This is a genomic window from Sediminitomix flava, assembly GCF_003149185.1.
GTDB lineage: Bacteria > Bacteroidota > Bacteroidia > Cytophagales > Flammeovirgaceae > Sediminitomix > Sediminitomix flava.
On record NZ_QGDO01000001.1, the window covers coordinates 22,346 to 43,090 of the forward strand.

At 35.7% G+C, this 20,745-nt stretch carries 17 protein-coding genes; 5 read left to right on the plus strand and 12 right to left on the minus strand.

Annotated features, from left to right (window positions below):
* Positions 1–104: 104 nt before the first annotated feature.
* Positions 105–2,348, minus strand: a complete 2,244-nt coding sequence (locus tag BC781_RS00100) for an NADP-dependent isocitrate dehydrogenase (RefSeq protein WP_109615215.1) — start codon at positions 2,346–2,348, stop codon at positions 105–107.
* 448 nt (positions 2,349–2,796) lie between these two features.
* Here BC781_RS00100 and BC781_RS00105 point away from each other — a divergent pair, with 448 nt between their 5' ends.
* The 3 genes from BC781_RS00105 (at position 2,797) to BC781_RS00115 (ending at position 7,452) form a co-directional block, all read left to right on the plus strand.
* Positions 2,797–3,462 (plus strand): class I SAM-dependent methyltransferase, encoded by a 666-nt coding sequence (locus tag BC781_RS00105; protein ID WP_146201583.1) that lies wholly within the window; start codon positions 2,797–2,799, stop codon positions 3,460–3,462.
* A gap of 154 nt (positions 3,463–3,616) precedes the next feature.
* Positions 3,617–5,287 (plus strand): AMP-binding protein, encoded by a 1,671-nt coding sequence (locus tag BC781_RS00110; RefSeq protein ID WP_109615217.1) that lies wholly within the window; start codon positions 3,617–3,619, stop codon positions 5,285–5,287.
* 191 nt (positions 5,288–5,478) lie between these two features.
* Complete coding sequence (locus tag BC781_RS00115; protein WP_109615218.1) at positions 5,479–7,452, plus strand: LruC domain-containing protein; 1,974 nt, start codon at positions 5,479–5,481, stop codon at positions 7,450–7,452.
* Positions 7,453–7,552: 100 nt separating this feature from the next.
* Here BC781_RS00115 and BC781_RS00120 read toward each other — a convergent pair whose 3' ends face one another.
* The 4 genes from BC781_RS00120 to BC781_RS00135 all read right to left on the minus strand — a co-directional run bounded on the left by BC781_RS00120 (position 7,553) and on the right by BC781_RS00135 (position 10,799).
* Positions 7,553–7,996, minus strand: a complete 444-nt coding sequence (locus BC781_RS00120) for a hypothetical protein (RefSeq protein ID WP_109615219.1) — start codon at positions 7,994–7,996, stop codon at positions 7,553–7,555.
* Between the two features lie 4 nt (positions 7,997–8,000).
* Complete coding sequence (locus tag BC781_RS00125; RefSeq protein WP_109615220.1) at positions 8,001–8,903, minus strand: haloalkane dehalogenase; 903 nt, start codon at positions 8,901–8,903, stop codon at positions 8,001–8,003.
* 120 nt (positions 8,904–9,023) lie between these two features.
* Positions 9,024–9,530 (minus strand): flavodoxin family protein, encoded by a 507-nt coding sequence (locus tag BC781_RS00130; protein WP_109615221.1) that lies wholly within the window; start codon positions 9,528–9,530, stop codon positions 9,024–9,026.
* A gap of 228 nt (positions 9,531–9,758) precedes the next feature.
* Complete coding sequence (locus BC781_RS00135) at positions 9,759–10,799, minus strand: serine hydrolase domain-containing protein (RefSeq protein WP_109615222.1); 1,041 nt, start codon at positions 10,797–10,799, stop codon at positions 9,759–9,761.
* A gap of 301 nt (positions 10,800–11,100) precedes the next feature.
* Here BC781_RS00135 and BC781_RS00140 point away from each other — a divergent pair, with 301 nt between their 5' ends.
* Positions 11,101–12,588, plus strand: a complete 1,488-nt coding sequence (locus BC781_RS00140) for a DUF389 domain-containing protein (protein WP_109615223.1) — start codon at positions 11,101–11,103, stop codon at positions 12,586–12,588.
* A 70-nt stretch (positions 12,589–12,658) separates the two neighbouring features.
* Here the strand turns inward: BC781_RS00140 and BC781_RS00145 are convergent, their stop codons facing one another.
* The 3 genes from BC781_RS00145 to BC781_RS00155 all read right to left on the minus strand — a co-directional run bounded on the left by BC781_RS00145 (position 12,659) and on the right by BC781_RS00155 (position 14,653).
* On the minus strand, positions 12,659–13,285 hold the full coding sequence (locus BC781_RS00145; protein ID WP_109615224.1) for a MarC family protein: 627 nt from the start codon (positions 13,283–13,285) through the stop codon (positions 12,659–12,661).
* Between the two features lie 36 nt (positions 13,286–13,321).
* On the minus strand, positions 13,322–14,287 hold the full coding sequence (locus BC781_RS00150) for a helix-turn-helix domain-containing protein (RefSeq protein WP_109615225.1): 966 nt from the start codon (positions 14,285–14,287) through the stop codon (positions 13,322–13,324).
* 129 nt (positions 14,288–14,416) lie between these two features.
* The gene (locus BC781_RS00155; protein WP_109615226.1) at positions 14,417–14,653 is read right to left on the minus strand and encodes a hypothetical protein; all 237 of its coding nucleotides are present in this window, start codon (positions 14,651–14,653) and stop codon (positions 14,417–14,419) included.
* A gap of 288 nt (positions 14,654–14,941) precedes the next feature.
* Between BC781_RS00155 and BC781_RS00160 the strand changes: the two genes are divergently transcribed.
* Entirely contained in the window at positions 14,942–15,970 is a 1,029-nt protein-coding gene (locus tag BC781_RS00160; protein ID WP_109615227.1) for a LacI family DNA-binding transcriptional regulator, read from the plus strand.
* Between the two features lie 78 nt (positions 15,971–16,048).
* Here BC781_RS00160 and BC781_RS00165 read toward each other — a convergent pair whose 3' ends face one another.
* The 4 genes from BC781_RS00165 to galE all read right to left on the minus strand — a co-directional run bounded on the left by BC781_RS00165 (position 16,049) and on the right by galE (position 20,603).
* Positions 16,049–17,104, minus strand: coding sequence for an aldose epimerase family protein (locus tag BC781_RS00165; protein ID WP_109615228.1), 1,056 nt, complete (start codon positions 17,102–17,104; stop codon positions 16,049–16,051).
* Between the two features lie 6 nt (positions 17,105–17,110).
* Positions 17,111–18,169 carry a UDP-glucose--hexose-1-phosphate uridylyltransferase gene (locus BC781_RS00170; RefSeq protein WP_109615229.1) on the minus strand — a complete coding sequence of 353 codons (1,059 nt, stop codon included), beginning with the start codon at positions 18,167–18,169 and terminating at the stop codon, positions 17,111–17,113.
* A gap of 13 nt (positions 18,170–18,182) precedes the next feature.
* A complete protein-coding gene (gene galK / locus BC781_RS00175; RefSeq protein WP_109615230.1) occupies positions 18,183–19,346 on the minus strand; it encodes a galactokinase in 1,164 nt (387 codons plus the stop codon).
* Positions 19,347–19,571: 225 nt separating this feature from the next.
* Positions 19,572–20,603 (minus strand): UDP-glucose 4-epimerase GalE, encoded by a 1,032-nt coding sequence (galE, locus tag BC781_RS00180; protein WP_109615231.1) that lies wholly within the window; start codon positions 20,601–20,603, stop codon positions 19,572–19,574.
* Positions 20,604–20,745 lie beyond the last annotated feature (142 nt).

The window sequence follows — 20,745 nt, forward strand, 5'->3', positions numbered from 1 at the left end:
CGCTTTCTATTCTTAAAAAAGAGGGGGATTTGTTTCAATTTGGAAACAAAAAAGGCAAGAAGTATATAACTCCTTGCCTTCATCTATTCTTAAAGAAGTGACAATTAGATCACTGCTTTTGAAATTGAGTCTAATGCATTGTTCAATGTAGCACTTGGTCTCATTGCTTTAGAAGCTAGCTCTTCGTTAGGGCTGTAGTAACCTTCAACGTTTACAGCATTTCCTTGAACAGCGATAAGCTCTTCTACAATCTTAGCTTCGTTGCTAGACAATTCAGTTGCCAAAGGAGCAAAAATTGCTTTCAACTCAGCATCTTTATCTTGAGCTGCTAATGCTTCAGCCCAATAAAGTGCAAGGTAGAAGTGGCTACCACGGTTATCAATCTGACCTAGCTTACGCGCAGGAGATTTATCTTCATCCAAGAATTTACCTGTAGCTTCATCCAAGGTATCTGCAAGAACTTGAGCTTTGTAGTTTCCAGTTTTTGCGCTTAGGTGCTCCAACGAAACTGCCAATGCCAAGAACTCTCCCAATGAATCCCATCTCAAGTAGTTTTCTTCCTCAAACTGTTGAACGTGCTTAGGAGCTGATCCACCTGCACCAGTTTCGAACAATCCACCACCGTTAATCAATGGAACAATTGAAAGCATTTTCGCACTTGTACCAAGTTCAAGAATTGGGAACAAGTCAGTCAAATAATCACGAAGTACATTACCTGTTACTGAAATTGTATCTTTTCCTTCTTTGATACGCTCTAGAGAGAATTGAGTAGCTTCTACTGGTGCTAAGATATGGATTTCCAATCCTTCAGTATCATACTCAGGAAGGTATTGCTCTACTTTCTTGATCAATTCAGCATCATGTGCTCTGTTCTTATCCAACCAGAATACTGCTGGAGTACCAGTTGCTCTCGCTCTGTTTACTGCCAATTTCACCCAGTCTTGAACAGGAATATCTTTCACTTGACACATTCTGAAGATATCACCTTCAGCTACTGATTGCTCGATCAAAACGTTTCCTTCTGCATCAATTACTTTTACAGTACCCTTACCTTCCAATTGGAACGTTTTGTCATGAGAACCATATTCTTCTGCTTTTTGAGCCATCAAACCAACGTTTGCAACTGAGCCCATTGTAGAAGGATCAAATGCACCATTCTTCTTACAGAAGTCGATTGTAGCTTGATAAACACCAGCATAAGAACGGTCTGGAATAACCGCTTTTGTATCTTGTTGATTACCTTCTTTGTTCCACATTTGACCAGATGTACGGATCATTGCAGGCATAGAAGCATCAATAATCACATCTGAAGGAACGTGAAGGTTTGTGATTCCTTTATCAGAATTCACCATTGCCAATGCTGGACGAGTAGCATAAACAGCATCGATTGCTGCTTTAACTTCGTCTTGTTGAGCTGCTGGTAACTTTCCGATTTTAGCATATACATCACCAATACCGTTGTTAGCATCAACACCCAATTCAGCAAATAGCTCTGCATATTTTTCGAAGACTTCTTTGTAATACACTTTCACTGCAGCACCAAAGATGATAGGATCAGAAACCTTCATCATTGTAGCTTTCATGTGAAGAGAGAAAAGAACTCCTTGTGCTTTTGCATCTTCGATCTCTTTTGCAATAAAGTCTTGAAGTGCACTCATGCTCATTACGGAAGCATCAATGATTTCACCCGCAAGAAGAGATACTTTTTCTTTTAAAGTCTTAGTTTGTCCGTTTTCAGCTACGAACTCAATACTTACGTCCGTATTTTTCTCAATTGTCACTGACTTTTCACTTCCGTAAAAGTCATTACCTGGCATACTTGCCACATGCGACTTTGAATCAGCAGACCAAGCGCCCATGCGATGTGGGTTTTTCTTGGCATAATTCTTAACTGCTTTCGGCGCACGTCTATCTGAATTTCCTTCTCTTAGTACTGGGTTTACAGCACTACCTTTAATCTTGTCATAACGAGCCTTAATATCTCTTTCAGTATCGTTTTGTGGCTCTTCTGGGTAATAAGGAAGATCGTAACCTTGTGCTTGTAATTCTTTAATTGCAGCTTGAAGCTGAGGGATAGAAGCACTAATATTTGGGAGTTTGATAATATTTGCATCAGGTGTCTTTGCCATTTCCCCCAATTCAGTTAAAGCATCTCCAATTTTCTGAGCCTCTGTCAATCGCTCAGGAAAATTAGCGATGATACGTCCAGCCAGTGAAATATCACGAGTTTCTACCTCAATGTTTGCTGTGGAAGTATAAGCTTTAATGATAGGAAACAAAGAATAGGTAGCTAATGCAGGTGCTTCGTCTGTTTTCGTGTAAATAATCTTTGGCTTCTTTTCAGTCATTTGTTTCAAGTCGTTTAGAGGTTATGTACCAAGGTAAAAGTCTTAATAAAAAATCTTTACCTAACCAATTAATCGCCATTTGGTAGGAATGGTCTAACAAATAGTAATTGCGCAAATATATAAATTGATATTGCTACTTTATAATTGTTACTCAAAATACTTCAACAAGTTAAAACAAGATTTATAGTGGTTTGTTCCTAAATTTTAAAAAAATCAGTCAATTTCTTCCAACTTCTTAAATATTACAGTATTTGATTCTATTCACTTCTACAGAAGAAATTGTAGATTTTATAGCACCGTAAATTATGTAAGCACTTAAACTAAAAAATCTTTTTATAATTCCTTAGTTAGAAATGTAATTTATTTCGGAAAATGATAAACAATGGCAAGATTTGTGATTGCATTTTACACAGAGAGGAATGTATTATTTATTCTTAATTTGTAGGTATTGCAGGAACTTGACGAACAACAGGAACGATTTGTAGCATCCAACATCACATTTTATAATAACATGGAGATTTCGCAGTTTAAAAAATTTGCGAATCTTATCGGGTTGGATCAAGGTGAAGATATTGACGAGATTTATGATGAAATTTCGAAGGCTGATCGTGTCCTAGAATTAGGTTCTGGTTATGGTCGCGTGATTGAAGTTTTACGTCGTAAAGGATTCAAAGGAGTTATATCGGGTGTAGAAAGATCCCTAAAACTACGCGAATATGTTCAAAATACCTTTAACGAAGATGTTAGACTTTTTAAAGAACTTCCTTTAGAATTAAATGAGAAATTCGATGCGATACTTTACGTATGGTCGGGTATTCTAGAACAAGAAAGAGACATTCAGAAAGACATTGTTAAACAGTGTGCAGAACTGTTAGACGAAGGGGGGAAATTATTGATAGAAACTCCTTTTAAGGAAATAAAAAAACTAGGTGACTTAAAAGAAGACACCAAAACGATTAGGGTGAAAGAAGAATGGGGTACACTCTCAGCTTATTTTACTTCTGCTCAAGACATTGAAGAATATGCCAAAGAAGCAGGATTTAAAAACATTAGAGAGGTTTACTATCACACAAGGACAAATCTGTCTCGTATTTTTTACATTCTTCAAAAATAATCACTAAAATTGCTGTTCTTAGTTTGTACACTATGAACTAGATAATTAACAAACTCCTAATCTATACTAACTTTTTGGCATTAAAATGTGCTTTCAGAGTTGGAGAAACTGCGTGGGTTTAAAGAAAGAAAGGTATTACTAATTTTCAATAAGAATGTTGTTTCCTTGGTATGCAAAATACGATGAACAAGTAGTTCATGACATCGATTTAACGAAATACAATTCAATCCTAGATATATTAGAAGAAGGCTTTGAGAAATATGCTGACCAACTCGCTTATGAGTGTATGGGGCAGCAAATGACTTACCGCCAAGTTGACGAAGCCTCCAAACAGTTTGCCGCTTATCTACAAAAAGACCTTGGTTTACAAAAAGGTGACCGAGTAGCTATACAGATGCCTAACACATTGCAATACCCTATTGTAATGTTTGGTGTACTTAGAGCTGGTATGATTGTAGTAAACACCAATCCTCTATATACAGAAAGAGAAATGAAGCATCAATTCAATGATGCGGGTGTAAAAGCAATTGTTATCTTGGCAAACTTTGCTTCAAAACTAGAGCGTATTTTAAAAGACACTCCTGTTGAGCATATCATCGTAACAGAGCTTGGAGATCTTCATTCGCCATTAAAAGGTTGGTTTATTAACACTGCGGTGAAGCATCTCAAAAAGATGGTCCCAGCTTATAATTTACCAACTGCAATTGGATTCAAGAAGGTAATGAAAAAAGCAGCTTCCTTGACTTGGGATAAACCTAAGGTAAAACAAGAAGATGCAGCATTTTTACAATATACAGGAGGTACTACAGGAGTTTCTAAAGGTGCAATTTTATCTCATAGAAACATTATTGCCAATGTAGAACAGAATTACCAGTGGATGCGCTACAAATTAAATGAGGGCGAAGAAGTTGTTATTTCTGCATTGCCTCTTTACCATGTCTTCTCAATGTCAGTAAACTGTCTGACTATGTTTAGAATGGGCGCATTCAATGTACTAGTTACGAATCCTAAAGACATTCCTGGATTCATCAAAATCTTATCTAAGCATAGATTCACCTTCTTCACAGGAGTAAATACATTATTTAATGCTTTGATGAATGATCCATCTTTTGCTCAACTAGACTTCAGTGGACTACATATTTCTATTGGTGGAGGTATGGCTGTACAACAAGCCGTTGCTAACCGTTGGGAAGAAATGACTGGATGCCCTCTAATGGAAGGCTATGGACTTTCTGAAACATCACCTGTAGTAAGTACACAGCCTTTTAAAGGTGAAGTAAGATTAGGTACGATTGGTCTACCATTCCCAAGTACACAAATGTCTGTTCGTGATGATGATGGAAATGTGGTAGAACAAGGTGAAGCTGGAGAAATCTGCATCAAAGGCCCTCAAGTTTTTAGCGGATACTGGAATTTACCAGAAGAAACTAAAGAGGCATTCTTCGAAGGTGATTGGTTCAGAAGTGGCGATATCGGGACAATGGATGAGGATGGATATTTCAGAATTGTAGACCGTAAAAAAGATATGATCTTAGTTTCTGGTTTCAATGTATATCCAAATGAAGTAGAAGATGTACTCGCTATGCATGAAAGTGTAGCAGAAGTAGCTGTAATTGGTATTCCTGATGAAAAAACTTCTGAAGCAGTAAAAGCATATATTGTATTTAAAGAAGGCAAAGAAGCTACAGATAAGGAATTACAACAACATTGTAGAAACTACCTTACAAACTATAAAGTGCCAAAGCATTACTCTTTTGAAAAAGAACTTCCTAAGTCAGGTGTAGGTAAGATCTTAAGAAGATTATTAAAAGAAGATGCTAAATAAAAGCAATACAACGATATAACTTCTTGCCCTTGGCAGTTGAAAGTACTTAGAAAATGAAATTAGGAGACCTTATAGTGAGGTCTCCTCTTTTTTTACAATTATCATTAGGAGTGTAAGAATGGTTTTGGCTTATAATTAAAAATTAAAAACAATCCTCCCACCTTTGAGCTACCAAACCTATTATCACCTAAATGAAAAAACTAAGACACTTTATTTTAATCAGCTTTTGTATTAGCTTTTTGGCTTGCCAAGATCAAACTTTAGATACAACACCAGATAACACAGATGATGCATCTTCTTTTGAAAAGCTAAATGTCGACCCAGACTTTAACTACAAAACTGCAGAAGGTTTTGAAATAAATTTCTCAGAAGAAAGTACTGATATTTCAGCTGTATATACATTTTTCTTGCTAGACGACAGTCGTCAAATGATTGAAATAGGAAAAGGGAGATCAATTGAGGGTAATTTGTACATGAAAATTACGCTCCCCACTTCTACTCAAAAAATCTATGTACAACGCAGTGAAATGGGTTTAGTAAGAGGGGCTTCTTTTCCAATTTCAGGAAATACCCTTGAGCATACTTTTAATGCAGAAGAAATACCATCAAACACTCAAGTTTTCTCAAATAATACTAGAATTTCGTCAGGTTGTACTGAAAAACTATATGCAGTAAATGGTAATGGAGAATTCTATTGGATAAATTCCGAATCTGGAGATTATGAAGCTACACAATTATCCGACTTGGCAGGAGGAAGTTCTATTGCCTGTGCTGTAGATCGTGAAAATAGAATTGTATACTACAATACAGGAACTACGCTTCGAAAGTATGATATCGATGCACAAACCTTCCATGTGGCACAACAAGGAAATCCTTTTAATGGAAACTATCCTCGAATGGAGTATAACAATACAAATGGGCTTTTATACATAGCCAAGAATGAAGATATGTACATTATCAACCCCTTAAATAACAATGTCGTGTCTACTATTGACATTGTAGGGCTAGAAGAACCTGTAAGTGGTGGAGATATGGCGATATCTTTGGATGGAACAATCTATATGTGTTGCTTTTCTGGCTTATACCGATTAGAAGTCACTGGTAATACAGCAAATGCGACTCGTATTAGTGCAGAAAACCTACCTTTCCAACCTACTTCTATGGCTATTGATAGAAACGATCGTTTGTACCTAGCTACAAATGATAATAATTCACAGGTCATTGAAATGGATAAGTTTGATGGAGCATGGGTCGTTAGAGAAACATATAACCATAAAATAAACGACTTGGGTTCTTTACCTTGTGCCGCTGATGAACTTGATCAAACAGACTCTGATGGAGATGGAGTAATTGATATTGAAGATGACTATCCTAACGATGACACCAAAGCAACAGATATTTATACTCCTAGTAAATTAGGATGGGGTTCTTATGCTTTTGAAGATTTATGGCCAAGAAAAGGTGATTATGACTACAATGATCTAGTTGTAAATTACAGATACACTGGTGTTCATAATTCATCTAATGAATTAGTAGAGTTCAAATTATCCTACCAAATAAAGTCTCTCGTTGGAGGATATCATAATGGGTTTGGTATAGAGATTCCGATAGATGCTTCATTGATTTCATCAGTTACTGGTTCAAAACAAACACTCGGACTCACTACCCTTAATGCAAAAGGACTTGAAGATGGTCAAGCAAGTCGTTCAGTCATCGTCGTTTTTGAAGATGCCTATCATCATACCACGGCGGGTAACTGTAACAATCAAAACTCTGAATTGCTAGAATTAACAGTGGTATTTAACAATCCTGTAGCATCAAGTTCTTTTGATATGACAGCGCTTAATCCGTTCATATTTACCAATGGCGTTAGGTCACGAGAAGTACATTTGGCTGATAAAGCACCAACTGAACTGGCTGATCCTGGACTATTCCAAACAGAAGATGATAACTCAGATGCTAACGAATCAATTTATTATAAGTCAACAGAAAACCATCCTTGGGCAATCGATATTATTCACAGCTTCAAACCTCCTAGAGAAGGTAGGGCAATTACCTTAGGCTACAGAGAATTTGGTAACTGGGCTGAATCTCGTGGAGTGAACAAAAGGGACTGGTACAAAGATAACTCTGGTTACAGAGATGAATCTAAGCTATGTAACTAACTCAGACTTCCTAACTTTAGTTGATATTATCAATTACCTTAATTAAATAAATGAAATAACCACTTCATCATGTGAAGTGGTTATTTATCTTATTTTGATTTTACTTTTTATCTAAACGATGATTTTCAAACATCTCAATTGCAGACTTTAAAAGTCCCAAAAAACCAATACCAAAAACTATAATCCCAAATGACAATTCTTCTAATTGTGGATTTTCTGTTGAAAAATAGGCATACATGCCGCATCCTAGGATAAAGAAGGTAAACAAAGAAAATAGCAGCAACACAACCTTTCCTTTGACAGGATTCTCCCAAATTCTCCTAGAAAACTGATTTTGAGTCTTTGTGGTATCTTGTAACGTAGAAAAGCTGATTCCTAAGCCTATAAAAACTAATACATTATTCAAGTTTTTGAAGATCATATCTAGACTTTCCTCACTTTTATCAATACTATTTAAATATGGCAAAAACATAAAGTAACAAGCTCCAAAAATAAAAGGATATTGGAGGTAGCTGATATAATGAAAAAACAATTTAACTTTCATAGAATTAAGAATTATGACCAACAGGACTCTTCAACTTCTCTTTGATAAATAAATCGATATAATTGGCTATTTCTTCGCCACTTTCTTCTTGTAAGAAGTGTCCAGCATTCTTGATAATGATTCTTTCTTGCTCCTTACTGCTCGGAATTAATTTATAGAAAAAATTTTCTAAACCAGACATAATCTGATCTTTATCAGAAAAAAGAACTAAGGCAGGCTTATTCCATTCAGAAAGGACTTTTCTTGCTTTCTTCATTCTCTCCACTCCTTGTCCATTTGGACTTGTTGGTACTAAAGATGGAAATGCCTTAGCACCATCTTTATATCTTTTACTAGGGAAAGGAGCTTTGTAAGCTTTTTTGACTTCCTTCGGTAGAAAGTTATATGTTCCCATATCCATAATGTACCCTATTGGTAAAGACGGATGGAATTTTGAAAATAGTTGCCATACTTTAAAAAACGGAGACAAAGGCTTTCCGATAGGAAGAAAAGTATTCATAATTACAACTCTCTTAAATCGGTCTGGATACTCTCCCAATAAGCTTAAGCCTAATAAACCGCCCCAATCTTGCACAACTAGAGTTATATCATTCAACGCTAGCTTATCAATAAAATTGACTAACGACCTGAAATGTAATTCAAAAGTGTAATGCTTCTGCCCTACTATTTTATCAGATTTCCCAAATCCAATTAAATCGGGAGCAATAAAACGGTATTGATCTAGCGTTGGTAAAAACTTACGATAAAGGTATGACCAACTTGGTTCTCCATGTAAAGCAAGAATAACCTCTCCTTTTCCTTCATCTATATAATGCATATCCATGCCTTCAAACTCAACATAGTTTTCTTGATAAGGAAAGTCTTTGATAAATTTGAATTGGCTTAAATCCGTTTTTAGTATTTCCATGTGCTTTTGAGTTTACTATCAATCAATTTAATGGAATATTGATACTGTTAATAGAAATCAGATAAAAAATATAGTAATCTCATTGCCTGCTAACCCAAAATAGGAAAAGGTAACCAGCTACTAATTTAAGCTAGTTACAAAATCACCTAATTTCTGTTTTACCGTTGTTGGTATTTCACCATCTTCTAACCAACCATGGACGTCTGCTAGATAATTCATCCCTAAGTAATTTGCACTTTCCTTAAAAGGCATATGAAAACCCTCTTTCAAAATATGATCAGAACCACAGCTTATAACCGCCATATTCATCCCTCTCAATTTTCGTCCTGTTTCTTTCTCAATCTTTAAACAATCTGAAATTCGGTCAAAGAACGTTTTCATTATACCGCTCATTGTGTACCAATAAACCGGGGTAGCAAACAATATTGTATCATAACTTTCAACTATAGTTTTAATCAGCGGAAGAAAATCATCTTCTTGATTCTTAAACTCATAATCAAATTCAGCAATATTTTTAGTCTTTAAATCTACTATATCAAAATCAGTCTGACCATTGATATAAGATACTAATTGGCTAGTCTCTCCTTTGCTGTTTGAACTGCCTAAAATAATTACTCCTTTTTTCATACTATCGTTAGTTTTATTTCAACTCAAACAACAAACCTAACTGATTGTTTGAATAGTGACTGACTTTAAACTTAATAATCAGAGTAGAATTAAAAATGGATATAACACTTAAGTAATTCCTTTTACTCATTGTTATACCCATTTCTAAATGATATAAGAAGTAAGACTGAACATTAAATTTCAGCCGATTCTTTGTCTTTTATTTACTTGAGTTTCTCCTGTTCTATACTATTGTTCTGAAGCCATTATTTCAATACCTAATGAAAGATGCCTTTCAATGAGTACTTTGTTAAGTTGACTTCCATTATCGCCATTTGAGAAGATAATCAGCCCCTCCTTTGTATCAGGCAGAAGCATAATAAGTGTTCTAACTCCGACATCTCCTCCACCATGGAGAACGGCTTTTTGGCCTTGTTTAAGATCCGGTAAAATCTCCCAACCTAATCCCATTTTGAATTTCTCATCAGGATAAAGAGGTTTCACCATTTCTTGGTATAGAGGATTATCTGAATGGATTTTACTTAAGACATAAATGCCAAATTTGGTATAATCTTCCACCGTAGTTACAAGATCATCAGCGGCACTTGTTCTGATATTTTTATGTGTAGGATAAGTATTTTCACCATCTGAGTTATGCCATACTGCAAAACGACTTTCATCAATTCCTGTATTCCAGTTAAAAAAAGTATCATTCATTTCTAGAGGCTTAAAAATGTACTCTTTAGCTAACTCATCCAATCCTTTTTGAAATTTATTTTCTAAGGCTTTTTGCAAATACTCAAAACCTTCTCCCGAGTAATTATGCTTTGTTCCTGGTTCAAAATCAAAAGCCAGCTTCTTGTCTTCGTACTCCCAACGCCAATTTCTAAAGCCTGTCCGATGCGATAAGACATGTCTTGTACTTAAAATATTCGTATATGGATGCTCACCTACATCTGGATCAACCCAATATTTTTTTAAAGGTTCATCCAAATCCCACTCTCCCATTTCAACCAATTTAAGAGTTAGCATACTTACAATTGGTTTAGCTAAAGAAGCTACATTAAATAGGGTATTTTTTGGTGCTTTGACTCCCTCTTTAATTTCACCGTAAACAGTAATTTCATTGATCTCACCATCTTTGATAGTCCCAATACCAAGTGCAGGTACTTTCTTTTCATTGAGCCATACCTCAACACTAGCGCTATCGTCTAGGAATGAGTGCTGTTTTGTCTGTGCCAAAGCCGAAAAAGTGCAAAGGAACAAACATAGTAGTTTCAAAAATTTCATAGTTCTAAAAATTGACACTGATAGTAAACGAGCCTCTTTTAAAAGACTCTCATTTAATAACAACTTAGTAAAAAGTAGTGTAAAACAGAAGATTTTACTACTCCCTTTTACTAGTGAACTATAAGACACTTCTATTACAAATATATCTTAATGAGATGAATGACTTAACTATCTAATTCTCTATAATTGCGGGATTTTTTACGATTCAGTCTTGAAATTATTTCATAGGCACCTAATAATGAAGGGGTTTCATAGACTGTTGGAGTAACAAAATCAGGTATGATGATAATTGGAATGTCTTATGAAGGCAGCACAACAACCACTCAATAAAACGAAGCAAAAAGGTACGGGTTATCTTTTGCATTCCCTCAAGAAATACACCTATGACATCTTAAGTATTAGTGATGGTGTAAATCATGAGCAAACACTAGAAGATATTAAAAAGGACTTAACTTTTAGAGGTCCTTCTGCTTGGATTTTGATCTTTTCTATATTCATAGCTTCTATCGGATTGAATGCGAATAGTACTGCTGTGATTATTGGAGCCATGCTTATTTCTCCATTAATGGGGCCAATTTTGGGTATTGGTACAGCTGTTGCAATTCAAGATATCGAGATGCTTACACGCGCATTGAAGAACCTTGGTATTGCAGTAACTATTAGTTTACTTACCTCTACTCTGTACTTTTCAATCACACCTCTTGATCTAGAACAATCAGAATTATTAGCTCGAACAAAACCGACTATACTAGATGTGTTAGTTGCTATTTTTGGTGGTTTTGCTGGAATTATTGCCAGTTCTAGAAGAGAAAAAACGAATGTAGTTCCTGGTGTAGCCATAGCCACAGCCCTTATGCCTCCTTTATGTACTGCAGGCTTTGGAATTGCAACAGGTAGATATATGTATTTCTTCGGAGCATTTTATTTATTTTTCATCAACTCTGTATTTATCAGTCTAGCAACTTTTATTGTCGTTAAGTATTTAAAATTTCCTGTAAAACAGATTATCGATGTCAATAAATACCACAGATATAGAGTATTCTTACTTTCATTTCTCATCGTGACGGTGATACCTAGTGGTGTTATTTTTTTCAATGTCATTCAAGAAACACGTTTTAAAATCACAGTAGATCAATTCATTCATGAAACTACGGCATTCCCAAATAGCGAGTTAATTACTTCTAAAGTTTCGTACTCCGATTCTTTGTCTATCATAGACCTTTATTACATGGGAGATGAAATCACAGGCGAACAAATCACTTATTTGAATGATCGTCTGACTAATTACGCTTTAGATAATAACGACAGTAGATGGTTTCCATTAACTCATAAAACAGTAGTGCAAGTACACCAGCAAAAAGGAAATAGCATAGACTTAGACGAAACTTTCAGTGAGTATAATGACAAACTCCATATCAATATTCTTGAAGATCTTTACAAGAAAAATGAAGATGTAATTAAGTCTAAGGAGCAAAAAATAAAGTTGCTTGAAGCTCAAATAGTAGACATGAACAGGCAATTGAGTAAGGTTTCATCAGATACTATCCCTGTAACTCAGATCATCCAAGAAGTTAAACTTCAATACCCTAAAATTCAGAGTGTGGGCTTTAGCGAAGGGGAAAGTTTCAATTTAGTAAAAGGAACAAAAGGTGATCATGTCACTACTGTATTCATGTATATGAAATCTGGCTATCCTTACAAACAACGTAAAGAGTATGCTAAATCTCTGGAACAATGGCTGAGAGTTAGGTTAAATGATCCTAAGTTGAATGTTATTGAGTACCGATAAAATTCAAAATATGAAAGCCCTTTCTCAATCTTTAGAATGGAAAAAGGGCTTTTTCCTAAATAACACATCATTATAAATTATAAGAAAGTTTAATCCCTTCTGTCACCATTCCTGTACCAATAATCGCCAAAATCAAACCCATTAACTTTCCGATCACTGCAATCATGTCATCACCCACTTTATCTACTATGTAATCACTGAGAGAAAATGCGAAGTAGGTTAAAACAATCATTACTCCAAAAACAGCAATCACAATACCGACATGAGATACATTAGCTTCGGTTACATAATTCATGGCTGTCACAATTGTTCCTGGCCCTGCCAAAATGGGAATAGCCAAAGGTGAAACCGCAATGTTTCCATCATCAGAGTCATTATCTTCTAAGTTTTCATTGGTATGAATCTTTGATGTTTTTGACATCAACATTTCAAATCCTACATAAAAAATCAAAATCCCTCCAGTAATTTTGAAAGCAGGTATAGTTATACCAAAAAGTTGAAAAATGTATTTACCACCCAAGACAAAACAAACGACAATAATAAAAGCTGTTATTGTAGCTGTTTTAGCAATCTTTTTCTTCTTTTCAGCCTTTTTACCTTCTACCAAACCCAAAAATATTGGCGTATTCGCAATTGGATTCATGATGGCAAAAAAGCCCATAAATACGCTCAATGCATATGTAATAAGGTTATCCATAATTTTTGAGAAGAATATTTTTACTTGAATTAATTCCTACTTAAGTCTATATTTTGACGGAGAAACACCAAACTCTTTTTTAAATGCTTTTGTAAAATGACTAACATCCGTAAAACCCAAATCATAGGCTATTGCTGAAATTGACTTTTTCCCTCTTTTCACTTCTCTATATGCTATCTGATACCGTTCTCTCAGCACATATTTGTGAGGAGGTAAACCAAAAAGCTTTTTGAAATTACGCCTTAATCGACTTTCACTCATTCCATACTTTTTTGTCAATTCTTCAGCTGAAGGTGGATCACTCAAGTTGGATAGCAATTCTTCTTTAATTAAGAACAAGCTCGCTACATCTTCAGTCAGTAATCCGATACTATCCTTTTCATCTTTCCGTTCTAATACTTGTAACAGAAAATGAGTCATCAGAATAAATGTATGACCAAGTGTAAAGCCAATTTTAGCCTCCTTTTGATACTGAGCTGCAAATATTTCACTGATACAATCTTCCATTTGTAAGCTCAAAGACTCAAAAACCAACCATTTATCTTCACTCAAAACCATTTCATCTAATTTGGGCCAAGTAGATTGGGTAATTTTAGTCCAAGCATCCATACTTATTCGCACAGCTATCCATTCAACCAACTCATTTTTTGGCGTAAATACATTGATCGGATGAAGTGTACTGTAAAGCGTAGCTCCCCTTCTAGCATAGGTTGTTTCTTCAGATAGACCTTTTCTTTCTTCCGATATAGAGTTACGCATGAAACGAGCAATCAATTGAGGAGATTCCCCAACTTTTTCTACAAAGAGAAGATCTTCTGCACTCAAAAAATGATTTACGGTTATCTCAATTCCATCAAGATTATCATAACAAAATATTTCTCCTTGAGCAATCTCATTGTCAACAGTAAAACACAGGCCTTCTACCTTCGATCCTTTTATCTGTTTGGTAAGACTGTCAAAAGTGTGTTGAATAGAATCTTGATAGAGATAGATAGTTTTCATTAGCTTGGATACAAGCACAAACTATTATTCGTTCGGGGAGGTATGAAAAAACAAAGAGCTAAATGCTCTAAAGCATTTAGCTCTTATCTCAAGGAATAAATTTCTTGTTGAGAGTAGTTTTTAGTGTCTTTAGACTGCTGCATAAGAAGTACACAACATTCCTTCAACTGCTGTAGATGGGTGAGCACAAGATGTTTGCTCATGTTTCACACAGTTACCACAATCAGAGTTTTTGTGGATTACAAATCTAGCGTCAAAGCTTTCGCAAGTTTGGTTGAACGTAACCTTTACATTATTAACGCTACACATGTTTCCTGCCATTAAGTTGTCACAGTTAATACAAGAATTTAAAGTTTTGATTTCCATAACTAAGTGATTGATAATTGTACTTATAATTTCCTAAATCAAATAAATATAATATTGTACTTAGAATCATTTTAAATGACTGATTTCAGGTTATTTATAACTAATCTTAATCAAGTGTAAGGTTGAAAAATCGCATCAACCTAAATGATAATAAAAGTAAATCTTATGCTTTTCATTTTTGAATAATAAGAATCTGAGCTAAATTTTTACTCCTTTGAGCAATGGCATAATTATTTCGACAAAAAGTTATATTACTTTTGAGTAACCTATAATTTTTAGACTAAACCAATGAGCAAAAAAAGATACACAATAAAAGACATCGCTATAAAATTAGACATTTCAGTTTCTACTGTTTCGAGAGTACTGAGAGGAGCTCCAGATGTCAATGAAAACACACGTAGAAGGGTTTTAAGTATGGTTGAAGCACTTAACTACAAACGTAACCCTCTTGCCATGAGCCTTGCTAGTAAAAAAAGTTATACAATTGGGGTTATCGTTCCTGAACTGAGTGTTCCTTTTTTTGGTGAAGCCATTACAGGTATGCAAGATTACTTACAAAATAATGGATACAAGGTTATTGTCTGCCCGACAGGAGAAAGCTATGAAAATGAAGTCAATCAAGTTGAAATGCTTCGAGAAAACAGGGTCGATGGTATCATTATTTCAGTTTCAAAGGAAACCGAGAACTACGAACACTTGTACTTGGCTAAAGAAGATTTACCTGTCGTGATGTTTGATAGAGTGATACCAAGCTTAAAAAAAGACTTTTCTAAAGTTATTGTAAATGACAGAGAGGGGGCTTTCAATGCTACTGCACACCTTATAGAACACGGGTATAAACGCATTGCTCATATCAGTGGTCCGAAAAATCTTTTTATCTGTCAAGAAAGATTAATGGGCTACAAAGAAGCCTTAGAAGTGTATGGTTTAGAATTCGACGAATCATTGCTTATTCATTGCAATATGAGAATCAATGCATCTAAAGCAACTCTTCAACTTCTACACCTAGAAAATCGTCCTGATGCTATTTTCGCAATTAATGATCCTGTAGCTTTTGAAATCATGAGTAAACTCACTCGCTTAGGAATTAAAATACCTAATGAGATGGGCGTAATTGGGTATACAGGAAGTAAAATGGCCAAACTCTTCAATCCTAGTCTGAGTACAATTCGTCAGCCTGCACAACGCATGGGAGAAGAAGCGGCTCGTCTGATTCTTGACGAAATCACGCAACGTTCAAGAAATGAAAAAAATATAGAACCTAAACAAATTGAACTTCCAACAGAGCTTATCTCAGGAGAATCAAGTATAAAATAACAAAAGAGGTCTTACCAATTTGGAAGACCTCTACTCACTTTTCACTTTAATTATGTATTCACTTCACCTGCAAAAGCATTATATCTTCGAAAACTTGTAAACCGTTTTCTGATAATACTTCTCGCCTTTTTTTAATGCTGTTGTTGGAAAATTACTTTGGTTAGGTGTATCAGGAAAATGCTGAGCTTCAAAACAGAAGCCATCTCTTTCTTCATAAATCACCCCAGCTTTTCCTTGAGTACCCCCAATCCAATTTCCCGAATAAAATTGCATGCCTGGTTCAGTCGTAAACATGCTTAACTTTCTTCCCGATTCTAAACTTACGGCTGAAGCAGCCAACTCAAGAGCGCCATCTTTCGACTTATTCAAGACATAATTATGATCGTAGCCCTTTCCAAACTCCAGTTGTTGGTCTTCTTCGTATAAATCTGTACGAATCAATTTTTGAGTCCTGAAATCCATGACGCTATTCTCTAAATCTTGGAGCTCTCCAGTTGGGATTGAATATTCATCTGTTGGAGTAAACCTATCTGCATTGATCTGAATGGCATGATCTAATGCTGTACCTGTGCCATTCAAATTGAAATAGGCATGATTAGTCATGTTCACTATTGTATCCTTATCAGATACCGCCGAATACTCTATTTCCAACTCATCGTCTTCAGACAGGTGATAACTAACTTGAACCTTCAAGTTTCCTGGATAGCCTTCTTCACCATCTGCACTTTCATATGAAAATACGATGCGATCATCAACTATTTCCGTAGCCCAAATCTTTCTATGAAAGCCTTCTATTCCACCATGCAAATGATTAGGGCCATTATTGATCACAAAAGAATAGTCTTTTCCGCCTATCTTACACAGACCTTTTGCTATTCTATTCGCATGTCTACCGACAATTGCCCCCATGTATAGCTGATCATTTTGAAGTCCCTCCAAATCATCATAACCTAGCAATACATCTGTTCTTACTCCTTGAGTATTTATATGAAAAAATGAAACCCAATTCGCTCCATAGTTACTCAAGACGGCTTCATTACCATTTTTATTTTTTAAGCTATAAAGGTAGATTTCTTCTCCATTGATTTCTCCCCAGAGCTTTTTACTGATTTTAGAACTAACAACACCTCCCATAACATTTTAGCTAAATACTGATGAACTTTGTTTGTAGTGTACAGTGGATAATGATCGTAAACGGTAAGCTGCTTGTTCTGGAGTAATATCTCTCTGTGCATTTGCTAGCATTTCATACCCTACCATAAACTTTTTCACTGTAGCTGAACGTAACAACGGTGGATAGAACAACATATGCATATGCCATTCAGGATGATCTTTTCCATCTGTTGGTGCCTGATGAATACCTGCAGAATAAGGGAAAGAAATCTCAAAAAGGTTATCATAAAGCGTAGTCAACTTTTTATACGCATCTGCAAAAGCATCTTTTTCCTCTTCTGTAAGATCTGTGATACGCTGAACATTCCTTTTCGGAACAATCATAGTCTCAAATGGCCAAGTAGCCCAATATGGCACCAAAGCAACAAAATGATCATTTTCAAAAAGTAAACGCTCCTCTTTTTCTAACTCCGAAGCAATATAATCTGACAATAAAGTTCTGCCCTTTTTATCAAAGTATTCGGATTGTTTTATCTGCTTCTTTGCTGGCTCTTGTGGAATGGATTCTTGTGCCCAAATTTGACCATGTGGATGCGGGTTTGAACACCCCATTACAGCTCCTTTATTTTCAAAAATCTGAACATGATTGATAAAGGATTTCGAACCTAGTTCTTCGTATTCTTTTGCCCATAAATCAATCACTTTTCTAACCGAGGGAAGCTCTAATTCAGGTATTGTAAGATCGTGTCTTGGTGAAAAACAGATCACTCGACAAATACCTCTTTCACTCTTCGCTACAAATAAATCATTCTCGTTCACCTCTCCTTCTGGGGTATCTTCCAACAAAGATGAAAAGTCGTTTTGGAAAGAATATGTATCTGAATAATCTGGATTTACCTCACCTCCTATTCTCGTATTTCCTGCACACAAGTAACAAGAAGGATCATGCTCTGGACGACTTTCCTCTTCCATTTTCTCAACCTGCCCCTGCCAAGGTCTTTTTGCTCTATGCGGTGATACTTGAACCCAGTCTCCAGTCAATGGATTAAGTCTTCTATGTGGATGATCTTCTGTTGAAAATTTCATTCTGTAATTGTTTTTAGCTAAGAATTTCTACACTTTCTGAACGCGCACCTTCACCGATCACAACCACATATGCGTCCATTTTCTTTGATAGTTTTGATTGATAAGCTTCAGTCATTTCATCAATGAATTGATCTACAGCTTCTTCTTTGACCAAATTGATAGTACAACCACCAAAGCCTCCGCCCATCATTCTTGCTCCAAGAACATAGTCTTTGTCTCTCGTTTGCTCAACCAAAAAGTCTAGTTCATCGCAGCTTACACCATATTTTTTACTCAAACCATCATGAGAACCGTACATTTGAACACCTAAACCGTCAAGGTCATTTTTCAACATACAATCACAGGCTGCTTTCAATCTTATATTTTCTTCAATGACATAAGAACAACGGTCATAAACCTCAGCATCAAGCTCGTCCTTAAACTCATTTAGCATTTCTAAAGAAATATCTCTGAGGCTATTTACATCTGAGTATACTTTTTTCACAACCGCAACACCTGCCTCACATTGAGCTCTACGTGTATTATACTCAGAAGAAGCCAATGAATGAGTCACGTTTGTATTACACAATACAAGTTTGTGACCTTGAATATTTAATGGAAAATATTCAAACTCTTGTGATCTACAGTCTAACTGAATCACTTGATTTATTTTACCAAAAGTTGATGCAAACTGATCCATGATTCCACATTTCACTCCGGCAAAATTGTGCTCAGAAGCTTGACCAACTAGTGCAATTTCTTTTTGAGTCAGACTGCCTTCAAATAAAGTATTCAGTCCTATACCCAACCCACATTCGAGAGCTGCAGAAGAAGACATACCTGCACCGAGTGGAACATCACCAGCAAAAACAACATCGAAGCCTTCGACAGCCAATCCTTTTTTCTGACTCTCTGCAACTACACCAATGATGTAATTTATCCACCCTTCTTTGGGTGACAGTTCTGAAATCAGGAAATCAGACGCTTCATTGAGATCAAGAGCATAAGCTCTCACCTGGGCTGTACCATTTTTTGCAAGCGCAAAAACCATTTCTTTGTCAATAGCTGCAGGAAGTACAAAGCCTTCATTGTAATCCGTATGCTCACCAATGATATTTACTCTACCTGGTGCTCTAGATATTAGACTTGGTGTTCCATAAAGTTCTTCAAACTTCTTAACGATGTTGTCTATCTGCATGATCTTAATATTTAATGTGAATTGTTTGTTTGTTAGAAATGTGTTGTCCTAACACTTCTGAAATTCCAAGTTCTTGACTGATTAGAAAAATTTTCAAAAGGTTAATTTGAATCAAAACATTAAAAAGCGTTACCGGTACCGTTTCCGAAAACCGTCAAAAAAAGACGATCATTAAAGAATGATCGCTTTTCATAGTTGTACTAAGTCAGTTGATTTTGCCTGAAATTAAATCTTCGCAGTGGCATCTGCTAAATGCTTTTCCCACTTCCAAGCGGAAGCCGTCATCACATCTAAATCTAATTTAGCGTCCCAATTAAGTTCTTGATTGGCCTTTGTTGGTTCAGCCCATATTTTCTCTACATCACCAGCTCTTCTTTCAGCTAAAATGTAGTTTAATTTTTCTCCTGAAGTCTTTTCAAATGAATTGATTACTTCTAAAACCGTTTGACCATTTCCTGTACCCAAATTAAAAAACTCGAAAGATCCGGTCATCTTTTCTTCGAGCATCCGCTCAACAGCATTTACATGTGCTTTTGCAAGATCTACTACATGAATATAATCTCGAATACATGTACCATCTTTCGTCTCATAATCAGTCCCAAATACTTTTAATTGAGCCAATTTCCCAATAGCTGTTTGCGTGATAAAAGGCATCAAGTTATTTGGTGTACCTAAAGGAAGTTCTCCAATTAGTGCAGATTCATGTGCGCCTACAGGATTAAAATATCTTAGAGAAATTCCTTTCAAACGATCATATGCGTTTGTGCTATCTTCTATAATTTCTTCCCCTATTTGCTTCGTATTCCCGTAAGGAGAAGCTGCTTTTTGGAATGGTGAATCTTCGGTAACTGGCAATACTTCTGGCTGACCATAAACCGTAGCTGATGAAGAAAAAACGATATTTTCAGTTCCTGTAAGCTTCATTGCCTCTAGAACATTAATTAAAGTCATCAGATTGTTACGATAGTATTTTAAGGGTTTTGCAACGGATTCACCTACCGCTTTAGATGCTGCAAAATGAATAACCCCATTAAATCGATGATCTTGAAATAGCTCTAAAACATGAGCCATATTTTTCAAATCTATTTTTTCAAAAGTTGGTCTAGCCCCACAAATTTTCTCAATACGAGATAAAGTATCTATTTCAGAATTTGAGAGATCATCTGCAATGACTACTTCATAACCTTTATTTATGAGTTCTACTGTCGTATGCGAGCCAATATAGCCCATACCACCTGTTACAAGAATCTTTGCCATAGTAATGTATTGCTTTTCGAAGTTTTAATTGAATACAAGGTATAGCAGAAATCAGATACAGTAGTTATTCTAGGTTTTGATTTTTCTTTTCAGATACAAAATAACGTTGCCGGTAGCGTTCTCGGAAAACGTCATTGTATAC